12 protein-coding genes and 1 tRNA gene are annotated in these 15,964 nt (G+C 39.6%); 9 read left to right on the plus strand and 4 right to left on the minus strand.

The features are described from left to right. Window positions 1-172: 172 nt before the first annotated feature. Together dnaK and QZ407_RS03360 are read left to right on the plus strand one after the other, a co-directional pair. The gene (dnaK, locus tag QZ407_RS03355; RefSeq protein ID WP_295767679.1) at window positions 173-2,077 is read left to right on the plus strand and encodes a molecular chaperone DnaK; all 1,905 of its coding nucleotides are present in this window, start codon (window positions 173-175) and stop codon (window positions 2,075-2,077) included. 441 nt (window positions 2,078-2,518) lie between these two features. Beyond that, window positions 2,519-3,526, plus strand: a complete 1,008-nt coding sequence (locus QZ407_RS03360; RefSeq protein WP_157539771.1) for a glutamine synthetase beta-grasp domain-containing protein — start codon at window positions 2,519-2,521, stop codon at window positions 3,524-3,526. A gap of 441 nt (window positions 3,527-3,967) precedes the next feature. Here QZ407_RS03360 and QZ407_RS03365 read toward each other — a convergent pair whose 3' ends face one another. After that, window positions 3,968-4,486 (minus strand): GNAT family N-acetyltransferase, encoded by a 519-nt coding sequence (locus QZ407_RS03365; protein WP_295767681.1) that lies wholly within the window; start codon window positions 4,484-4,486, stop codon window positions 3,968-3,970. 53 nt (window positions 4,487-4,539) lie between these two features. Further along, the gene (locus tag QZ407_RS03370) at window positions 4,540-5,160 is read right to left on the minus strand and encodes a phosphatase PAP2 family protein (protein ID WP_295767682.1); all 621 of its coding nucleotides are present in this window, start codon (window positions 5,158-5,160) and stop codon (window positions 4,540-4,542) included. A 211-nt stretch (window positions 5,161-5,371) separates the two neighbouring features. Between QZ407_RS03370 and QZ407_RS03375 the strand changes: the two genes are divergently transcribed. From QZ407_RS03375 to QZ407_RS03405, 7 genes are all read left to right on the plus strand, one after another. Next, window positions 5,372-6,679 (plus strand): Pycsar system effector family protein, encoded by a 1,308-nt coding sequence (locus tag QZ407_RS03375; RefSeq protein ID WP_295767683.1) that lies wholly within the window; start codon window positions 5,372-5,374, stop codon window positions 6,677-6,679. Window positions 6,680-6,684: 5 nt separating this feature from the next. Continuing rightward, window positions 6,685-8,709 (plus strand): polyphosphate kinase 1, encoded by a 2,025-nt coding sequence (gene ppk1, locus QZ407_RS03380; RefSeq protein ID WP_295767685.1) that lies wholly within the window; start codon window positions 6,685-6,687, stop codon window positions 8,707-8,709. Window positions 8,710-8,741: 32 nt separating this feature from the next. Next, on the plus strand, window positions 8,742-9,608 hold the full coding sequence (locus tag QZ407_RS03385) for an SdiA-regulated family protein (RefSeq protein ID WP_295767687.1): 867 nt from the start codon (window positions 8,742-8,744) through the stop codon (window positions 9,606-9,608). A gap of 75 nt (window positions 9,609-9,683) precedes the next feature. After that, a complete protein-coding gene (locus tag QZ407_RS03390; RefSeq protein ID WP_295767689.1) occupies window positions 9,684-12,029 on the plus strand; it encodes a hypothetical protein in 2,346 nt (781 codons plus the stop codon). A gap of 161 nt (window positions 12,030-12,190) precedes the next feature. Next, on the plus strand, window positions 12,191-13,027 hold the full coding sequence (locus QZ407_RS03395; protein ID WP_295767691.1) for an MBL fold metallo-hydrolase: 837 nt from the start codon (window positions 12,191-12,193) through the stop codon (window positions 13,025-13,027). 230 nt (window positions 13,028-13,257) lie between these two features. After that, window positions 13,258-13,623, plus strand: a complete 366-nt coding sequence (locus QZ407_RS03400; protein ID WP_157539764.1) for a response regulator — start codon at window positions 13,258-13,260, stop codon at window positions 13,621-13,623. 69 nt (window positions 13,624-13,692) lie between these two features. Further along, window positions 13,693-13,768 (plus strand) — tRNA-Lys (locus QZ407_RS03405). Window positions 13,769-13,907: 139 nt separating this feature from the next. Here QZ407_RS03405 and QZ407_RS03410 read toward each other — a convergent pair. After that, window positions 13,908-14,564 (minus strand): phosphatase PAP2 family protein, encoded by a 657-nt coding sequence (locus QZ407_RS03410; RefSeq protein WP_157539762.1) that lies wholly within the window; start codon window positions 14,562-14,564, stop codon window positions 13,908-13,910. 230 nt (window positions 14,565-14,794) lie between these two features. Then, window positions 14,795-15,928 carry a lysylphosphatidylglycerol synthase transmembrane domain-containing protein gene (locus tag QZ407_RS03415; protein ID WP_295767695.1) on the minus strand — a complete coding sequence of 378 codons (1,134 nt, stop codon included), beginning with the start codon at window positions 15,926-15,928 and terminating at the stop codon, window positions 14,795-14,797. Window positions 15,929-15,964 lie beyond the last annotated feature (36 nt).

A 15,964-nucleotide genomic window follows, 5' to 3' on the forward strand; every position in this document is an offset into this window, starting at 1 on the left:
TACATATATGCTTTAGCAATGTCAACATGTCACTAAAATGTAAGTATGAGCTGACTAAATGTAGAAGTTTCTGCCATCAAATTATAAATAATACTGACAAATAACATTGGCACAAGCATTGATAAATAGTGCATGTTAAGATTAAAAAATAATAACAGGAAATATCAATCATATGTCTAAAATCATTGGAATCGACTTAGGAACAACAAACTCCTGCGTTGCAGTAATGGAAGGTAACGAGCCGGTAGTTATTGCCAACAGCGAGGGTAAACGCACTACGCCATCGGTAGTTGCTTTTGTTGACAACGGCGAGCGTAAAGTAGGTGACCCTGCAAAACGTCAATCAATTACCAACCCTAAAAAAACTGTATACTCAGTAAAACGCTTTATGGGTAACCAGTTTAATGAGGTTACTAAAGAAGCTGAGCGTGTACCTTACTCGGTTGTTAAAGGTGATAACAATACTCCACGTGTTGAAATAGACGACCGTAAATACACTCCGCAAGAAATTTCTGCAATGATTCTTCAAAAAATGAAGAAAACTGCTGAAGATTTTCTTGGGACCGAAGTAACCGAAGCGGTTATTACCGTACCGGCTTACTTTAACGATGCTCAGCGTCAGGCTACTAAAGAAGCCGGCGAAATTGCAGGTTTAAAAGTGCGTCGTATTATCAACGAGCCTACTGCTGCTGCCTTGGCTTATGGCCTTGATAAAGCGCACAAGGATATGAAAATTGCAGTATTTGACTGTGGTGGTGGTACACATGACGTATCAGTACTAGAGTTAGGTGACGGCGTATTTGAAGTAAAAGCTACTGATGGTGATACTCACTTAGGTGGTGATGATTTTGACCAGGTTATAATTGATTGGTTAGCCGATGAGTTTAAGAATGATGAAGGCTTTGACTTGCGTCGTGACCCAATGGCACTACAGCGCTTAAAAGAAGCTGCTGAAAAAGCTAAAATCGAACTATCAAGCTCAACTACTACCGAAATTAACCTGCCATACATTACTGCAGTTGACGGTATGCCTAAACACTTGGTTAAGCAATTAACCCGTGCTAAATTTGAGCAATTGGCTGATAGCTTAATAAAACGTACAATTGAACCTTGCCGTACAGCGTTGAAAAATGCCGGTTACAGCACTTCAGATATTGATGAAATTATCTTGGTAGGTGGTTCTACACGTATTCCTGCTATTCAGGATGCTGTTCAGAAATTTTTTGGTAAAGCGCCTTCAAAAGGTGTAAACCCTGACGAGGTTGTAGCTATCGGTGCTGCTATTCAAGGTGGTGTATTAACCGGTGAGGTTAAAGACGTGTTATTGTTAGACGTAACCCCACTTTCATTAGGTATTGAAACTATGGGCGGTGTAATGACCAAGTTAATTGAGTCAAACACTACTATTCCAAGCAAAAAGTCAGAAGTTTTCTCAACCGCTTCTGATAACCAGCCATCGGTAGAGATACACATTTTACAAGGTGAGCGCCCTATGGCATCACAAAACCGTACACTTGGCCGTTTCCACTTAGACAGCATTCCGCCTGCTCCTCGTGGTGTGCCTCAAATTGAAGTAACTTTTGATATTGATGCTAACGGTATTCTGCATGTATCTGCTAAAGATAAAGCTACCGGTAAAGAGCAAAAAATCCGTATTGAGGCTTCATCTGGCTTAACTGATGCTGAAATCAAGAAAATGAAAGAAGAAGCGGAAGCTAATGCTGATGCCGACAAAAAGGCAAAAGAAGAGATTGAAAAGCTGAACGGTGCAGATGCACTGATCTTCTCAACTGAAAAACAGCTGAAAGAATATGGCGATAAAATCCCTGCTGATAAAAAGGCACCTATTGAATCGGCTTTAGAGAAATTGAAAACTGCTTACGCATCTAAAGACCTGGCAAGCATCGAAGTTGCCCAAACAGAATTAAATACTGCGTGGAGCGCTGCTTCTGAAGATATGTACAAAGCATCTGCCGAAGCTCAACAAGGTGAACAGCCTGGAGCAGGTGATGCTGGTTCAAACCCTCAAAACGGCGGTGACACAGTAACCGACGTAGATTTTGAAGAAGTAAAGTAAGTTTACAGAATAAACGATTAAAAAGCCTTCCAGCAATTTGTTGGAGGGCTTTTTTTGTGCATAAATATCCTGGATTTAGCAGAAAGGTGGTGATGTAGTAAATAAACATACCAAAAAATGCATGTCGGTATATTTTATTGGCCGTTTGAATATTAACGACAGCAATTAAAGCGACTCTTCAACGTAAAAGCAAAATGATTTGCAATTTAAAGATAGCTTGTAAGGTTAACAGCAAATAAAATTTGTGTTTATTTAAAAATAACGGAAACCATATATAATTTTGGAAGATTGGTAAAATTTTTAGAAAAATTTTAAAATAAAGTTTGAATTTTAACAAAAATTTTAAAGATTTGATGCGGAAAGTTTATATTCGCAATTAAATAAAAAACTTAAAACATAAAACTTATATAGTTTTCCTTAATTAGTTAATAACCTACAAAAATGGCATCAAAATTAGAGTACATTTGGCTGGATGGTTACAAACCCACCCAAAGTTTACGTAGCAAAACCAAAATTGAAAAAGATTTTTCGGGAAAACTGGAAGATTGTCCTCTTTGGAGCTTTGATGGTTCGTCAACCGAGCAAGCACCAGGTGGTTCTTCAGATTGTATCTTAAAACCGGTATTTATCTGTGCCGATCCACAAAGAAAAGATGGCTTCCTGGTAATGTGCGAAGTACTATCTTCAGATGGTAAACCACACGAGTCAAATGGTCGTGCTCTAATTGAAGATGACGATAACGATTTTTGGTTTGGATTTGAGCAGGAATATTTCCTTTGGGATCCTGAAACCAACAAACCATTAGGTTTTCCTGTAAATGGTTACCCAAGCCCTCAAGGTCCTTACTATTGCTCGGTAGGTGCTAACAATGCTTTCGGTCGCGAAATTGTTGAAGAACACTTAGACGTATGTTTAGAAGCGGGCTTAAACGTTGAAGGTATCAACGCTGAGGTTGCTGCTGGTCAGTGGGAGTTCCAAATTTTCTCAAAAGGTGCTAAAGATGCTGGTGACCAAATTTGGGTAGCTCGTTACTTATTAGAAAGAATTGGCGAAAGCTACGGTGTATCAATCAACTGGCACTGTAAACCATTAGGTAAGTTAGACTGGAATGGTTCAGGTATGCATGCTAACTTCTCAAACACTGTACTGCGTACAGCTGCAAGCGAAGAGACCTACAAAAAAATCCTTGAGGCTTTCCGTCCGGTAGTAAAAGAACACATTGAAGTTTACGGTGCTGACAATGAGCAACGTTTAACCGGTAAACATGAAACTGCTTCTATCCATGATTATAGCTATGGTGTATCTGACCGTGGTGCGTCAATCCGTATCCCGTTATACACTGTGCAAAAAGGCTGGAGCGGTTACCTGGAAGATCGTCGTCCTAACTCGGCTGCCGATCCTTATAAAGTTGCTGCACGTATTATTAAAACCGTTAAATCGGCTCTGTAATAAAAATTATTGTAAATTGAGACTAAATCCCCCGGCAGCGAGTGTTCGGGGGATTTTTCATTTTCGATCTTATGCGATACATGGCTGTAAACAAAGGTCATCAAATCAAACTTTGCAGAGCATAACTACAATAGATTACTTTAGTCGTTAGCAGTATCAAGGAGCTATAATTGCAGTTTGCGTTAGGGATAGAAGCGAAAAGCCGGAATGAAGCGATAGCGAAATGAGGACTTGTAGTGCATAGCACGGGCCGTAGGCAACGCCCAAGTCGTTAATACTATATCAAATGTTGCAATCGTTTTTACACCCAAACGCAGCATTATCACTCACATTTTCAGTAGTTTCTTACCGAATTCTATTTAATTGAATTTAAATATACCATCTTAACTGCACACACTAAACTGCACGTGGTTACATCGCTCGGGTAGTGTAATTCTCATTTTAAAGTTCTTTTCGCATCATAATATCGGTTTGTTCATCATCGCCCATTTTGAAAATGTGTTTATCGAAAGCTTCAAACCCATTTTTTTCGTAAAATTTGATAGCACGCAAGTTTTTTTCCCACACGCCCAGCCATACGTAAGTATTTGCTTGTTGCACTGCAGTATCTAAAGCTTTATTGAGAAGTAGCTGTCCAACTTTTTTGCCGAGATAAGCGCTTTTTACATAAATGCGTTCAATTTCAAGCGCGTTCGTGTCTTGTTCTTCCGTTTGGGCCAATGCTGTATTCAGTTTTAGGTAACCTAACGCAATGTTTTCATCCCAGGCAATGTAAAATTGTGAGTTTTTGTTTTGGAGTTCGTTGGTTAATTTATCGTCATTAAAACTGGCTTCAACATATTGAGCCATATTTTCGTCCGAATTGCTTTCTGCAAATGTTTCAATAAAAGTTTCTCTACTAACTACTTGCAGCGCTTTTAAATTAGTAAAATCAGCTTTTCTAATATCGATATCATTCATAAGTAAGGTAATTGTGGGCTTACTAATTGCGTACGCACTATGAAGCCTGTTATTTACTGAACCCTATTTCTAATTGTATTTAAATATACGGCAGTACCTGCACCCATTAAACTCCCTGTGGCTACATCGCTTGGGTAGTGCAAGCCCAGGTACATACGCGAGTAAGCAACTGAACCGGCCCATAGTGCAGCAGGCGCAATCACATACCATTTTGGGTATGCAATAGACAATGATGTTGCGGTACTTACGGCTGATGATGAGTGTCCGGATGGGAAGGAATAATCGCCGGCAATGTAAACAGGTATAATCCTGTAATTCCCTCTGAATGGACGCGGACGTTTCAATAGCTTTTTGATTAGCAAAACGGCGCCGTATGATAGTACAGAGCTGCTTGCTACGTAAGCCGCGTTTTGCCTCATTTCCTTATTTCCACTTATAGCTCCTCCAATGAGTAAACTGGCTGGTACCAAGGCATTGCCGTACAAGTTGGTCTTCGACATGAAGTAGTAAAAGTCGGTACGCGGAGGAGTACGGTTTTCAGACAGGTTGACCATAATATCAGTATCAATTTGCCGCAAAAGCGTAGGTTGAGATAGCTGTGCACTTGCCGAAAAACAAGTTGCCAGTGCCGTTGCAAAGAATAAAATATATTTACCGAAATTTAGTTTGTTCATTATAAGTGAGATGATAAGCGTTGCGGTAAAAAAGGCGTTAACACTGCGATGAATTATAAGCGCATACAGTTAACTAAACGCTAACATAGGCATACTGTTGCACAAATAAAATCGTAATTTATTACCTTTAACAAGCGTTTGTTTTTACAAGCATAACAATCTAAAAACCATATAGCCAAAAAAGTTATTATACAGCAGTTCAACTTCACAAATGGCAACCATAAATTCATCTATCAATTACCAGCAGCTGCTTGAAGATATTAAACAGCAGGTTACTAAGTACTTCAAACTTCGTAACAACGAAGATTTGCTTTACCATAATCGTACCCATACCGAAAACGTAGTTAACGCCGCTATACAATTAGCAAATCATTACCAGTTAAATGATCATGACTTTTTTGTAGTAACTGCAGCTGCATGGTTTCATGATGTGGGTTACATGGAAGATAAAAACAACCATGAAGAGCATAGTGCGCGCCAGGCTGAAGATTTTTTAAAGGCTCACTACGTTGACGATAGTACCATTAGCGAAGTAAAAGGCTGCATAATGGCTACAAAGATGCCGCAAAAGCCGGAAGGTTTATTGCAAAGTATTATTTGTGACGCTGATGTATTTCATTTGGGTACGGCCACCTTTAATGACAATAACAAGCAAATGCGTAAGGAGTGCAAGCTGGCATTTAACTATGATTACAGTAAGCAGGAGTGGAGAGAAAAAACCATAAGATTTATGGAAATGCATCACTACCATACTGATTATGCAAAATTGCTGCTTGATGATCAAAAAGCTAAAAACCTGCAGGAGCTTAAGGCAAAGGTTGAGGCCTGGGATCAAAAAAATAAGCTACAGCCACCTGTAACCAAGGTAACCGAGACAACAACAGTAACCGAAACAGAACACTCACAACTGTTTTTTACGCCAAGCGAATCGGCCAAGCCAACTGAGGTATACACCGAAAAAAATGTAAAAAAGAAAGACAAGCCCGAAAAAGGTATTGAAACCATGTTCAGGGTAAGTTCCAGCAATCATCAAAGGTTGAGTGATATGGCCGATAATAAGGCACACATCATGATTACCGTTAATTCCATCATCCTTTCTGCAATCATCAGTTTGCTGCTTCGCCGGCTTGAAGATTATAGCTATCTTATTATTCCAACGTTTATCATATTGATGGTAAGTTTAACCACTATGATATTCGCCATTTTAGCTACGCGTCCGTCCATTCCTGAAGGCCGCTTTACGGCACAGGATGTTGATGACAAAAAGGTAAACCTGCTGTTTTTTGGCAACTTTTACCGTATGAATTTGCAGGAATATATTGCAGGCATGCGCAATGTAATGGCCGACAGGGAGTTTTTATACGGCAGCTTAATTATTGATGTGTATTCGCAAGGTGTGGTTTTAGGTCGTAAATATCGTTTGCTGCGCATCTCTTATAACATTTTCATGTTCGGGCTTATTGCATCGGTTTTAGCATTCATTATTGCATCAGCTATAAACGGTAACGGTAAGCACTAAATAATATGTATAGCTATTTCAATCGTGATCTTAGCTGGCTTTCTTTTAACGAGCGTGTTTTGCAGGAAGCCGGTAGAGAAAGTTTGCCTTTGCTTGAACGGGTAAATTTTTTATCAATTTATTCGTCAAACCTCGATGAATTTTACCGGGTGCGCATGCCTGTACTGGCGGCGTTGCATAAAATAAGTAAGCGCAAGGGTACCGAAATTGATGCTGAGATTGAAAATGAAGAATATTTGCAAGCTCGCGAGCAGATACAGCAGCAGCAGGAACTTTACGGAAAAATCTTAACTCAGGACATACTTCCGCAGTTGAAAAACGAAGGTGTTGATGTTATATACAACTGCGATTTACCCGATTTTATAAAGCAGCCCGTTACCGATTACTTTTTAAGCCAGGTAATGGCATTTTTGCAGCCGCTTACCATTACCGAAACTACTACCTTCTTTCCTGAAAATAATAAGCTGTATTTTTTAATAAGTTTGGGCCAGGATGATGAGTTGGTGGTATTGAATATTCCGTCGGATGATTTGCCTCGTTTTTATAAGGTAGAGTACAACGGCAGGCAATACATTATATTTTTAGATGATGTAATAAGGTATAATCTTGATAAAGTATTTACTCAACAAGTAAACGGTTGCTACAGTTTTAAGGTGACACGCGATGCGGAGTACGACCTTAAAGACGAGTACAACGAGGATATGGCAGATGCGTTGGAGAAGCAGCTTAAAAAACGTGATTATGGTTTGGCTACACGTTTTTTGCATGAGCCTGGACTGCCGTTACGCACCTTGCATCAAATAAGCAGACTGCTGGGCATACGTGAAGGCAGTTTAATGCAAGGCGGACGATATCATAATCTTAAAGATCTTGCATCGTTACCTGCTGAAGGGGCGGAATTAAAAATAAAGCGCTGGCCGGCATTGCGCATGAATGAAATGTCGAACGCGCCGTCGCTTTTAAACACCATTGGCAACAAGGACTTTTTGCTTAATACGCCGTACCAAAGTTATGATATGGTGTTGCGTTTTTTCAATGAAGCTGCCATACGTGCAGAAGTAGAAGAAATTTATGTTTCGTTGTACCGTGTAGCTAGTGATTCTAAAATAGTAAATGCACTCATCAGCGCAGCCAAAAACGGGAAAAAGGTAAACGTACTGGTTGAACTAAAAGCGCGCTTTGATGAGGCCAATAACATCAAATGGGCTAAAAAACTTAAAGCAGCCGGTGCAAAAATAATATATAGTGTAACGGCGCTTAAAGTGCACGCCAAAATAGCTTTGGTTAAACTGCGTGCAGGCGAGCGTATGCAATACAGAGGATTGCTGGCTACAGGTAATTTTAACGAAAATACTGCCCGTTTCTATACCGATCATATTTTGTTTACGGGTAACCATGATTTGCTGCGCGAAATGGAACTTGTATTCATCTTCCTTGCAAAAAAGCAAAAACCGACCGATACAGATGTAATGCCCTTCGAGCATTTACTAGTTGCCCAGTTTAACCTGCAGGAACGTTTTTTGGAATTGATAGATGCCGAAATTGAGAACAAGCGGCAGGGGAAAGAGGCGTTCATTACCATTAAGATGAATAACCTTGAAGAAGAAGTGCTTATTAGTAAATTGTACGAAGCCTCAAATGCAGGTGTTAAAGTGCAGCTTATAGTGCGAAGCATTTGCAGGCTTATTCCGGGTATTAACGGGCAAAGTGAAAACATAACCATAACCCGTATTGTTGACCGTTACCTTGAACATGGCCGCATATTTATTTTTTGTAATAACGGCATTACCAGCGTTTACATGGGATCGGCAGATTGGATGAACCGCAATATTTATCATCGTATTGAGGTTTGCTTTCCTATTAAAAATGAGGAGATGAAGAATCAGGTTATTGACATGATCAATTTTCAACTAAAGGATAACATGCAGGCAGTTCATTTAGGCACACAATTAAACAACATACCTGTTAAACAAAACGGAGAAGAAGCTGTAAGCTCGCAGCAAATGATTTACAATCTGCTGCACCAATAAACCAAGTGAAGCAACTAAAAGCAGTTTTTGAAATGAAGAATTATACAGCCATTGGCTTGCTGGCCCTATTTATATTAATGAATTTTTCGTGCGCACAAAGTCAGCAAACAAAATATAACAGTCCGAAGGGTTATGACCTAAATAAGCCCGTGAAATATAAAATGCCCGACGATTTGCTTGAAATTTCGGGAATTACTTTTAGCAAAGGAAATGCTGACAGGTTTTATGCCATTCAAGATGAAGATGGTAAGCTGTTTTACGGCAAACTTGGCGATACCCGCGTAAGCCACACGAAGTTTGGCAAGCATGGCGATTATGAAGACGTAGCTATAATGGGCGATAAGGTGATAGTGCTTAAAAGTAACGGTAAGTTATATACGTTCCCTATGGCCGAAATTGATGAGCAGGAGCTTACTCATGTACAGGAACTGGTTGATTTACTGCCGGGCGGCGAATACGAGAGTATGTATGCAGATGAAAGTGCAAAAAAGCTTTATGTGCTATGCAAAAACTGTGATGATGAGCGTACCACAAAAAGCAGTACTGGATATGTGTTTAATGTACAGCCAAGCGGCGTAATTGAGCCTGCAGGTAATTTTAAAATTGAAGTAAAGCAAATTACAAAGCTTATTAAAGATAATAAGATCAAATTCCGTCCATCGGCAATGGCACGCAACCCGATTGATAAAAACTGGTACATTGTTTCGGCGGTTAATGGCTTACTTGTAGTTGCCGATGCATCTTTTAAAGTAACGGCTGCTTATCCACTTGAACACAAAAACTTTTTGCAACCCGAAGGCCTGGCCTTTGATTCAAAAGGCAACATGTATATATCAAACGAAGGCGACGAATTTAGCAGAGGTAGCGTATTAAAATTTAATTATTCGGGAGCCAAGTAAAAAGTAATTACGTAATTAATAATGCAATCAATTTTATAGTTGAATTGGTTGTATAAGTTAATTACCAAAGGGTATATGCAAAAAGTATCATATTACATCAATGAGCATTTGGCGGGTAAAAATCCTATTGAGGCTACTTTGTCATTTACTCCTTTTGTAAATCATCTTGAACACCATATCCAGTCGGCAGATTCTATCAAGGCCAGGTTTTATGCTTTTGCGCTTGACCACTTCAAAGGTACAGCAAACGGTGATGCCAGCGCGTTAACCAACGGCTATGATACCTATGCGCTTGAACTAATTTATAGCGCATTATCTCCCGTGTTGCAAAGTGAAGACAACTGCTTTTGGGCGTTAAGTACGCCGGTACCCAACGAGATACTGTATAGTACTGATGCCTTTCATAAACTCATTACCAGCAAGGGCATTGAGGAGGCATCATCATCAATAATCACCAATGACGATGAACTGCGTCGTCAGCAACTGGAGTACGTATACCGGCTCATTTTGAAGCGCCTTTATCATTTTTCGTCGGTATTGAGCAGTAATGTATATTACACTTACCATCATCCTGTAACGGGCTTGTGCAGGCATTATCATATACATGTTAACACCAGCTTTATTGACATACAGGTAAAAGGCCCGCTTCCTGATCTGGAATTTGAAACTATTGAAAATTACCTTCAGGATGATAATGGGGGAGTAAGCATACTGGCCGAAATACTTCCCTTGAGCTTATTTAAGCTAGAAGGGTTTTCAGTTATTACTCTGGAGGATGTTACCGCCCGTAGAGCTATTGATGATATTCGTGATGCAATCAATGAGTCTACCGAAGACCAGAAAGCATTATATCAAAAGGTAATTGATTCGCTTAAAGTATTAACCGAAAACACAGAGGTTAAATTTGGTTTACTTCCGTTTTTGAAATTAAACGGGCAGCCCTTGTTTGATCAGTCATCCTGTTCAGAAAGTATATTAATACAATCTGCCTCAAAGTATGGCGTTGCCGAAGCTGCCTATCACGCCTTGGTTACGCGTTACGAAAAAGAACCGAAAGCAAAATTTTTTAGTTCAATAACTGAAGCACTCGAAAACAAGTACTTCTTTTTAAAAGTATTGCGCGAGTCGGGTATTAAATCATACGCCGTCATCCCGGTTTTCCATAATAAGCACATAGCAGGTATTATGGAAGTTTACTCAGAGAAAGAGCTTGTGTTTTATGAAAATCTGTTGTCGCGTCTAGAGTTTGCTTTGCCTCTGGTTGCTCAATTACTTCAAAATACTATAGAGTACTTTAACGATTGTATCACTGATGTAATCAAGGAAAAATTCACCTCTATTCAGCCCGCTGTACAGTGGAAGTTTAACGAAGTTGCGTGGGATTACATCAAGAACCCTAACCGGCGCAGAAAAAAGAAAGAGCAAAATGACATCACCTTTAAAAATGTTTTTCCGTTATATGGTGCTATAGATATACGTAACTCAACCATTGAGCGCAACATTGCCCTGCAGCAGGATATGCGCCGTGTTACCAAGCTACTACTTAAAATTTTGCTAACGCTTGATGAGCAATACCCTAACGACCGCTGGCAACCTTTAATAGATAAGGCCAACAATTGGTTGCAGGTACTGCAAAATCCCATCAACGCCGGCGAAGAGGTTACTCTGAATGCTTTTCTTGAAGATGAAGCAGGTAAGGTATTGAGCGAGTTTAAAAATGGAAACGCGGAGAGTGCCGAGTTGCTTGACCGTTACCTGGAAATGATATCGCAGGAGAATGATGGCCCGGCGTTTACGCAACGCAACCGCCTCGAGAATGCCATGCAAACCATTAATCATTGCATTAATAAGTATTTTGAGCAGGCTCAGCATCGTTTGCAAAGTATATATCCGTGTTATTTTGAGAAGTTTCGTACCGATGGTGTTGAGTATGACATTTACGTTGGCCAAACCATATCCCCGCAACAGTCATTTTCACATGATTGCTTAAAGCAAATGCGTATGTGGCAACTAACATCAATGGTGGAGGTTGCCCGCCAAACCCACCAGTTGCTTGAGCGCTTACCGGCCGTTTTGCAAACTACCCAGCTCATTTTCATACACAGCATGGCCATTGACATATGCTTCAGGAACGATGAACGCCGCTTTGACGTGGAGGGTGCCTATAACATAAGGTATGAAGTAATCAAAAAGCGCATAGATAAAGTAATGCTTGCCGATGGATCAGAAAGGCTGACTCAACCAGGTAAAATTGCCATTGTTTACTTTACCGAAGAAGAAGCTAAAGAACAATTAGAGTATATAAAAGAACTGCAAGGCAAAAACTTAGTCAAGCCAGAGGTTGAACACCTGCAACTGGAGGAGCTGCAAGGAGTAGTAGGCTTAAAAGCCCTAAGGTTAAGCGTAAATTTTGAAGCTTGATTATTAATGATGCAGTAAAAAGTACGAGTAGTGTTACTACAAAGATTGTACTAACTACGTTAGCTATGGGTGTCCTGCCCAAATTGCGTTGCTAAATAATTAAGGGGAAATATTGAATAATTGTTAAGTTTTTATCGCCAAAACCGTTACTTTGTAACTGAATGGCGCTTTATATAACATCACTTAATTCAGGCAGCAACGGTAATTGTTATTATGTTGGTAATAAGCAGGAAGCTGTATTAATTGATGTCGGCATATCATGCCGCGAAGTTGAGCGCAGAATGCTGAGACTTGGACTCAACATACAAAAAGTTAAAGCTATTTTTATATCCCACGAGCATTCAGATCATATAAGGGGCTTAACTGTACTATCAAAGAAGTATCAGATTCCTGTTTACATTACCACAGCAACTATGACTTATGGCCGGCTGTTTTTAGAGCCGCACTTGGTTATTCCTTTTAAAGCTTATGAACCGGTTTTAATTGGCGGGCTAAAAGTAAACGCTTTCCCAAAATATCATGATGCAGCCGAGCCGCACAGCTTTTTAGTTAGTTGCTGTAACGTTAACGTTGGCGTATTTACCGACATTGGAGTTACCTGTCAGCATCTGATAAATCATTTTAAACAATGCCATGCTGCGTTTCTAGAGGCAAATTACGATGAGGCCATGCTTGCAAGTGGCAGCTATCCGTATCATCTGAAAAAGCGCATTAGCGGGGGGCGTGGGCATTTGTCAAATCATCAGGCGTTAGAGCTTTTTAAGTTACACCGGCCGCAATTTATGAGTCACCTGTTGCTAGCTCACTTATCGAAAGATAACAACTGCCCTGATGTTGCGAGAAACATGTTTTTGCCGCATGCCCAGGATACTCAAATCATTTTGGCATCACGTTACCAGGAAACGCCGGTGTATCAAATTAAGCAGGAAGCCGTTATTACGGTATCAACTTACATTAGTCAGCCATCTGCAATGCAAGCACAATACTCGCTGTTTTAAAACATAACGCTTTGTTTTGGACCTTTGATAAGGGAATATGATATCGACCCAATAAGATGCACGGCAGGCTTAGCTGTAATACTGATAAAATTTCACAAATATTTTTATTACTTTTGTACTAATTAAAAAATCTGACTTCAAAAGCTTTTACTTTCGAGCGTTTTCAGGATAAAGTTCTGTAATGCATTTGCTACTTCCCTTACAGTTTTTTATAACAACTATTGCAAATTATGCTCAAACGTATACTGGTACTTGACGACAACATGGACATTCTTGACATTGTTCATGAAGTGCTTACTTATGAGCAATTTGAAGTAAAATCAACATCAGACAGCAGTGGTATTATAACCATAGCAGAGAACTATAATCCTGATTTGATCATCCTTGATTTTAAATTGATGGATACTAATGGTGGTGATATATGTCGTAGTATGAAATCTCATAAGATATTACATAAAACGCCAGTTATTATCTTTTCTGCTTACACCACTAATAACGTTGATTTTTACAGTTTCGGCTGTGATGCGGTTATTGCAAAGCCGTTTGATTTAACTGAGCTGATAAACACCGTTAATCAATGTCTTAGTTTAAACTAGTTTCTTTAATCAAGCTTGTAAATACTATAGCTGGCATGCAGCAAAATATTATATTAGCGACGCTAATATGACTCCGTAGCTCAGTTGGTAGAGCAACTGACTCTTAATCAGTGGGTCGAGAGTTCGAGCCTCTCCGGGGTCACCAGTAAAAAGCCTCCATATACTTTATGGGGGCTTTTCCATTTAAATAGCCATGTATATATGATTATTAGTTATGAGAATAGCAAAAAAAAGCCGCCTGGAGTAACCCAGGCGGCTTTTTTAACTTCTTCTTGAATAAGAAATTATTTCATACCGTATTGACCTTCTTGCTCCATGGCAAGGGCAAGAGCTTTTTGCCGGCGGTCCATTCTTTTGTTAAACATCATTTTTTGCAGCTTATGTGTTAGGTAAGCCGAACCAGTACCTACAAGCACTCCTGCCAGTACGTCGCTTGGATAGTGCGCTCCGCGGTACATTCTTGAATAGGCCGTTGCACCTGCAAAAGCAAAGCTTGGCGCAATAACATACCATTTAGGATAAGCAAGGCTTATTGACGTTGCCACCGAAAATGCAGTGGATGTATGTCCTGATGGAAAAGAATAATCAGTAGGGGATGTATTGCCTTGTAAAACAATCTTATCGGCCCAGGTAACAAACGGACGCTGACGCTGAATAGTATTCTTCATCATCATGGTAATAGCAGTATTGCCTAAAAGGGCTATACCGGTATTCATGGCTGTTTGCTTAAGCTTTTGATCATGCTTGGCAATACCAATGGCCATTAAAGTAAGCGGGGTAGCCGCCGACATGTAAATGGCATGATTGGATACAAATTTCCAACTCGAGCTTTCATCGCCGCGGTTTGGATTAAATTTGTTTAAAAGATTGACGTCCCAGTTTTGAGCTTTTACAAATGATGCTTGAATACAAAGCACCAATACAATCAGTTTAAATTTCATTTATAAGTAAGGGGTTATTAAGTATGTCTTTTCTCTATAACTAATTACTAAATAATGAAAGGTTGGTTATGATAACTGAAATTAAGAATGTCCTAAATTTTGGCTATTATCGGGACGTTGTTTTATAAAATTAATAAATAATACGCAAGTTCCAAATTATTTTTATGCTGCTTGAAAGTTACAAACGACAAATTGGTTAATAAATTGTATTGCTGCTTATAAATTAATTCCTAGTTTATGACTTGTTTACGGTGTTGACGTTGCGTTTGTTTCCTTAATAAATTAATTACTGAATATGCTCCTATAATGGCTGGAAAAAATAACAAGAAAGAGCGCTGTAAGAGGGTAAAAATAGATAATAACGCAGCAGGCACAATTTTACCAAAAAGTACAGAGATGCTCACTTCGGCAAAGCCGCTACCGCCCGGGCTTGGCGCAAAATAAATCATAAATTGTATCAATATTTGTATTGAAATTACTTGTACCAGGCTTGCATTAACACCCAGGCCGAGCAAAATAACGTACTGCATGCAATACTTATTCATGTAAAGCAACGTAGTTATTACTAAACTCAGCGGAAACAGAAATGGATGCTGCTTGATAATTACGCTGCAGGTTTGCTGATATTTTGATATATTAACGAATGATTTTTCGGCCCATGCTGCAAGTTTTTCTTTGCGCTTCGGGAAAATTGCAGATAAACCTGATGCTATTTTTTTTATAATTACGCCTACCCAAACCGGCTTCCAAAATGCCAGTAAAAAGGCAATTAAAAACAGCAGGAAAAAGCTAAAGCCATATTTAAGCATGGCTGGTACAATGCCGCTTACATAACTGGTATCCATTAGCATAATGGCAACAAAGCCGGCCAAAGGCATAAAAATAAGCGTTGCGCCCATGTTAATCAGGCTTACCGCAAAGGCGTCTATAAAGGTAACACCTGCACTGGTATAAACATATATTTGAGCCGGACCGGCGCCGCCGTGCGCCGGGGTAACAGCTCCCATAAACATATTAGCCACATTAGCCCTGAAGCTAACCCAGTGAGACACCTCAGGGTTAAGCTTACGTATGTAAATATGATTACGCCAGCTACCCAGCATCAAATCAACAAAAAGCATCAGCAAACAAATAGCAATGTATTTGTACGAAATATGTTGTAGTGCTTCAACCGTTTGACCAGTATTATTATAAAAGAAAATACCCGCTATGGTTAAAACGGTTATCAGCGCAAACCAAAGCGAGCCTTTAATAATAATACTTTTATCAAATACCGATTTTACCTCTTGCTTACCCTCATTTTCAATTTGCTTTTCCTGGGTTGGTGTAACGTTTAAGCTTGAATTTTCTGCTGAATCAGACATGGTTGGTGATGGCGTTTGGGTTGATGTTTGGAGATA

It is taken from the genome of uncultured Mucilaginibacter sp., assembly GCF_913773635.1.
In the GTDB taxonomy this organism is placed as follows: domain Bacteria; phylum Bacteroidota; class Bacteroidia; order Sphingobacteriales; family Sphingobacteriaceae; genus Mucilaginibacter.

What these genes read in the sequence shown, in the direction of transcription:
- QZ407_RS03400 (WP_157539764.1), top strand. Translation starts at nt 13,258, where the DNA reads ATGCTCAAACGTATACTGGTACTTGACGACAACATGGACATTCTTGAC.
- QZ407_RS03375 (WP_295767683.1), top strand. Translation starts at nt 5,372, where the DNA reads ATGGCAACCATAAATTCATCTATCAATTACCAGCAGCTGCTTGAAGAT.
- ppk1 (WP_295767685.1), top strand. Translation starts at nt 6,685, where the DNA reads ATGTATAGCTATTTCAATCGTGATCTTAGCTGGCTTTCTTTTAACGAG.
- QZ407_RS03395 (WP_295767691.1), top strand. Translation starts at nt 12,191, where the DNA reads ATGGCGCTTTATATAACATCACTTAATTCAGGCAGCAACGGTAATTGT.
- QZ407_RS03385 (WP_295767687.1), top strand. Translation starts at nt 8,742, where the DNA reads ATGAAGAATTATACAGCCATTGGCTTGCTGGCCCTATTTATATTAATG.
- QZ407_RS03365 (WP_295767681.1), bottom strand. Translation starts at nt 4,486, where the DNA reads ATGAATGATATCGATATTAGAAAAGCTGATTTTACTAATTTAAAAGCG.
- QZ407_RS03370 (WP_295767682.1), bottom strand. Translation starts at nt 5,160, where the DNA reads ATGAACAAACTAAATTTCGGTAAATATATTTTATTCTTTGCAACGGCA.
- dnaK (WP_295767679.1), top strand. Translation starts at nt 173, where the DNA reads ATGTCTAAAATCATTGGAATCGACTTAGGAACAACAAACTCCTGCGTT.
- QZ407_RS03360 (WP_157539771.1), top strand. Translation starts at nt 2,519, where the DNA reads ATGGCATCAAAATTAGAGTACATTTGGCTGGATGGTTACAAACCCACC.
- QZ407_RS03415 (WP_295767695.1), bottom strand. Translation starts at nt 15,928, where the DNA reads ATGTCTGATTCAGCAGAAAATTCAAGCTTAAACGTTACACCAACCCAG.
- QZ407_RS03390 (WP_295767689.1), top strand. Translation starts at nt 9,684, where the DNA reads ATGCAAAAAGTATCATATTACATCAATGAGCATTTGGCGGGTAAAAAT.
- QZ407_RS03410 (WP_157539762.1), bottom strand. Translation starts at nt 14,564, where the DNA reads ATGAAATTTAAACTGATTGTATTGGTGCTTTGTATTCAAGCATCATTT.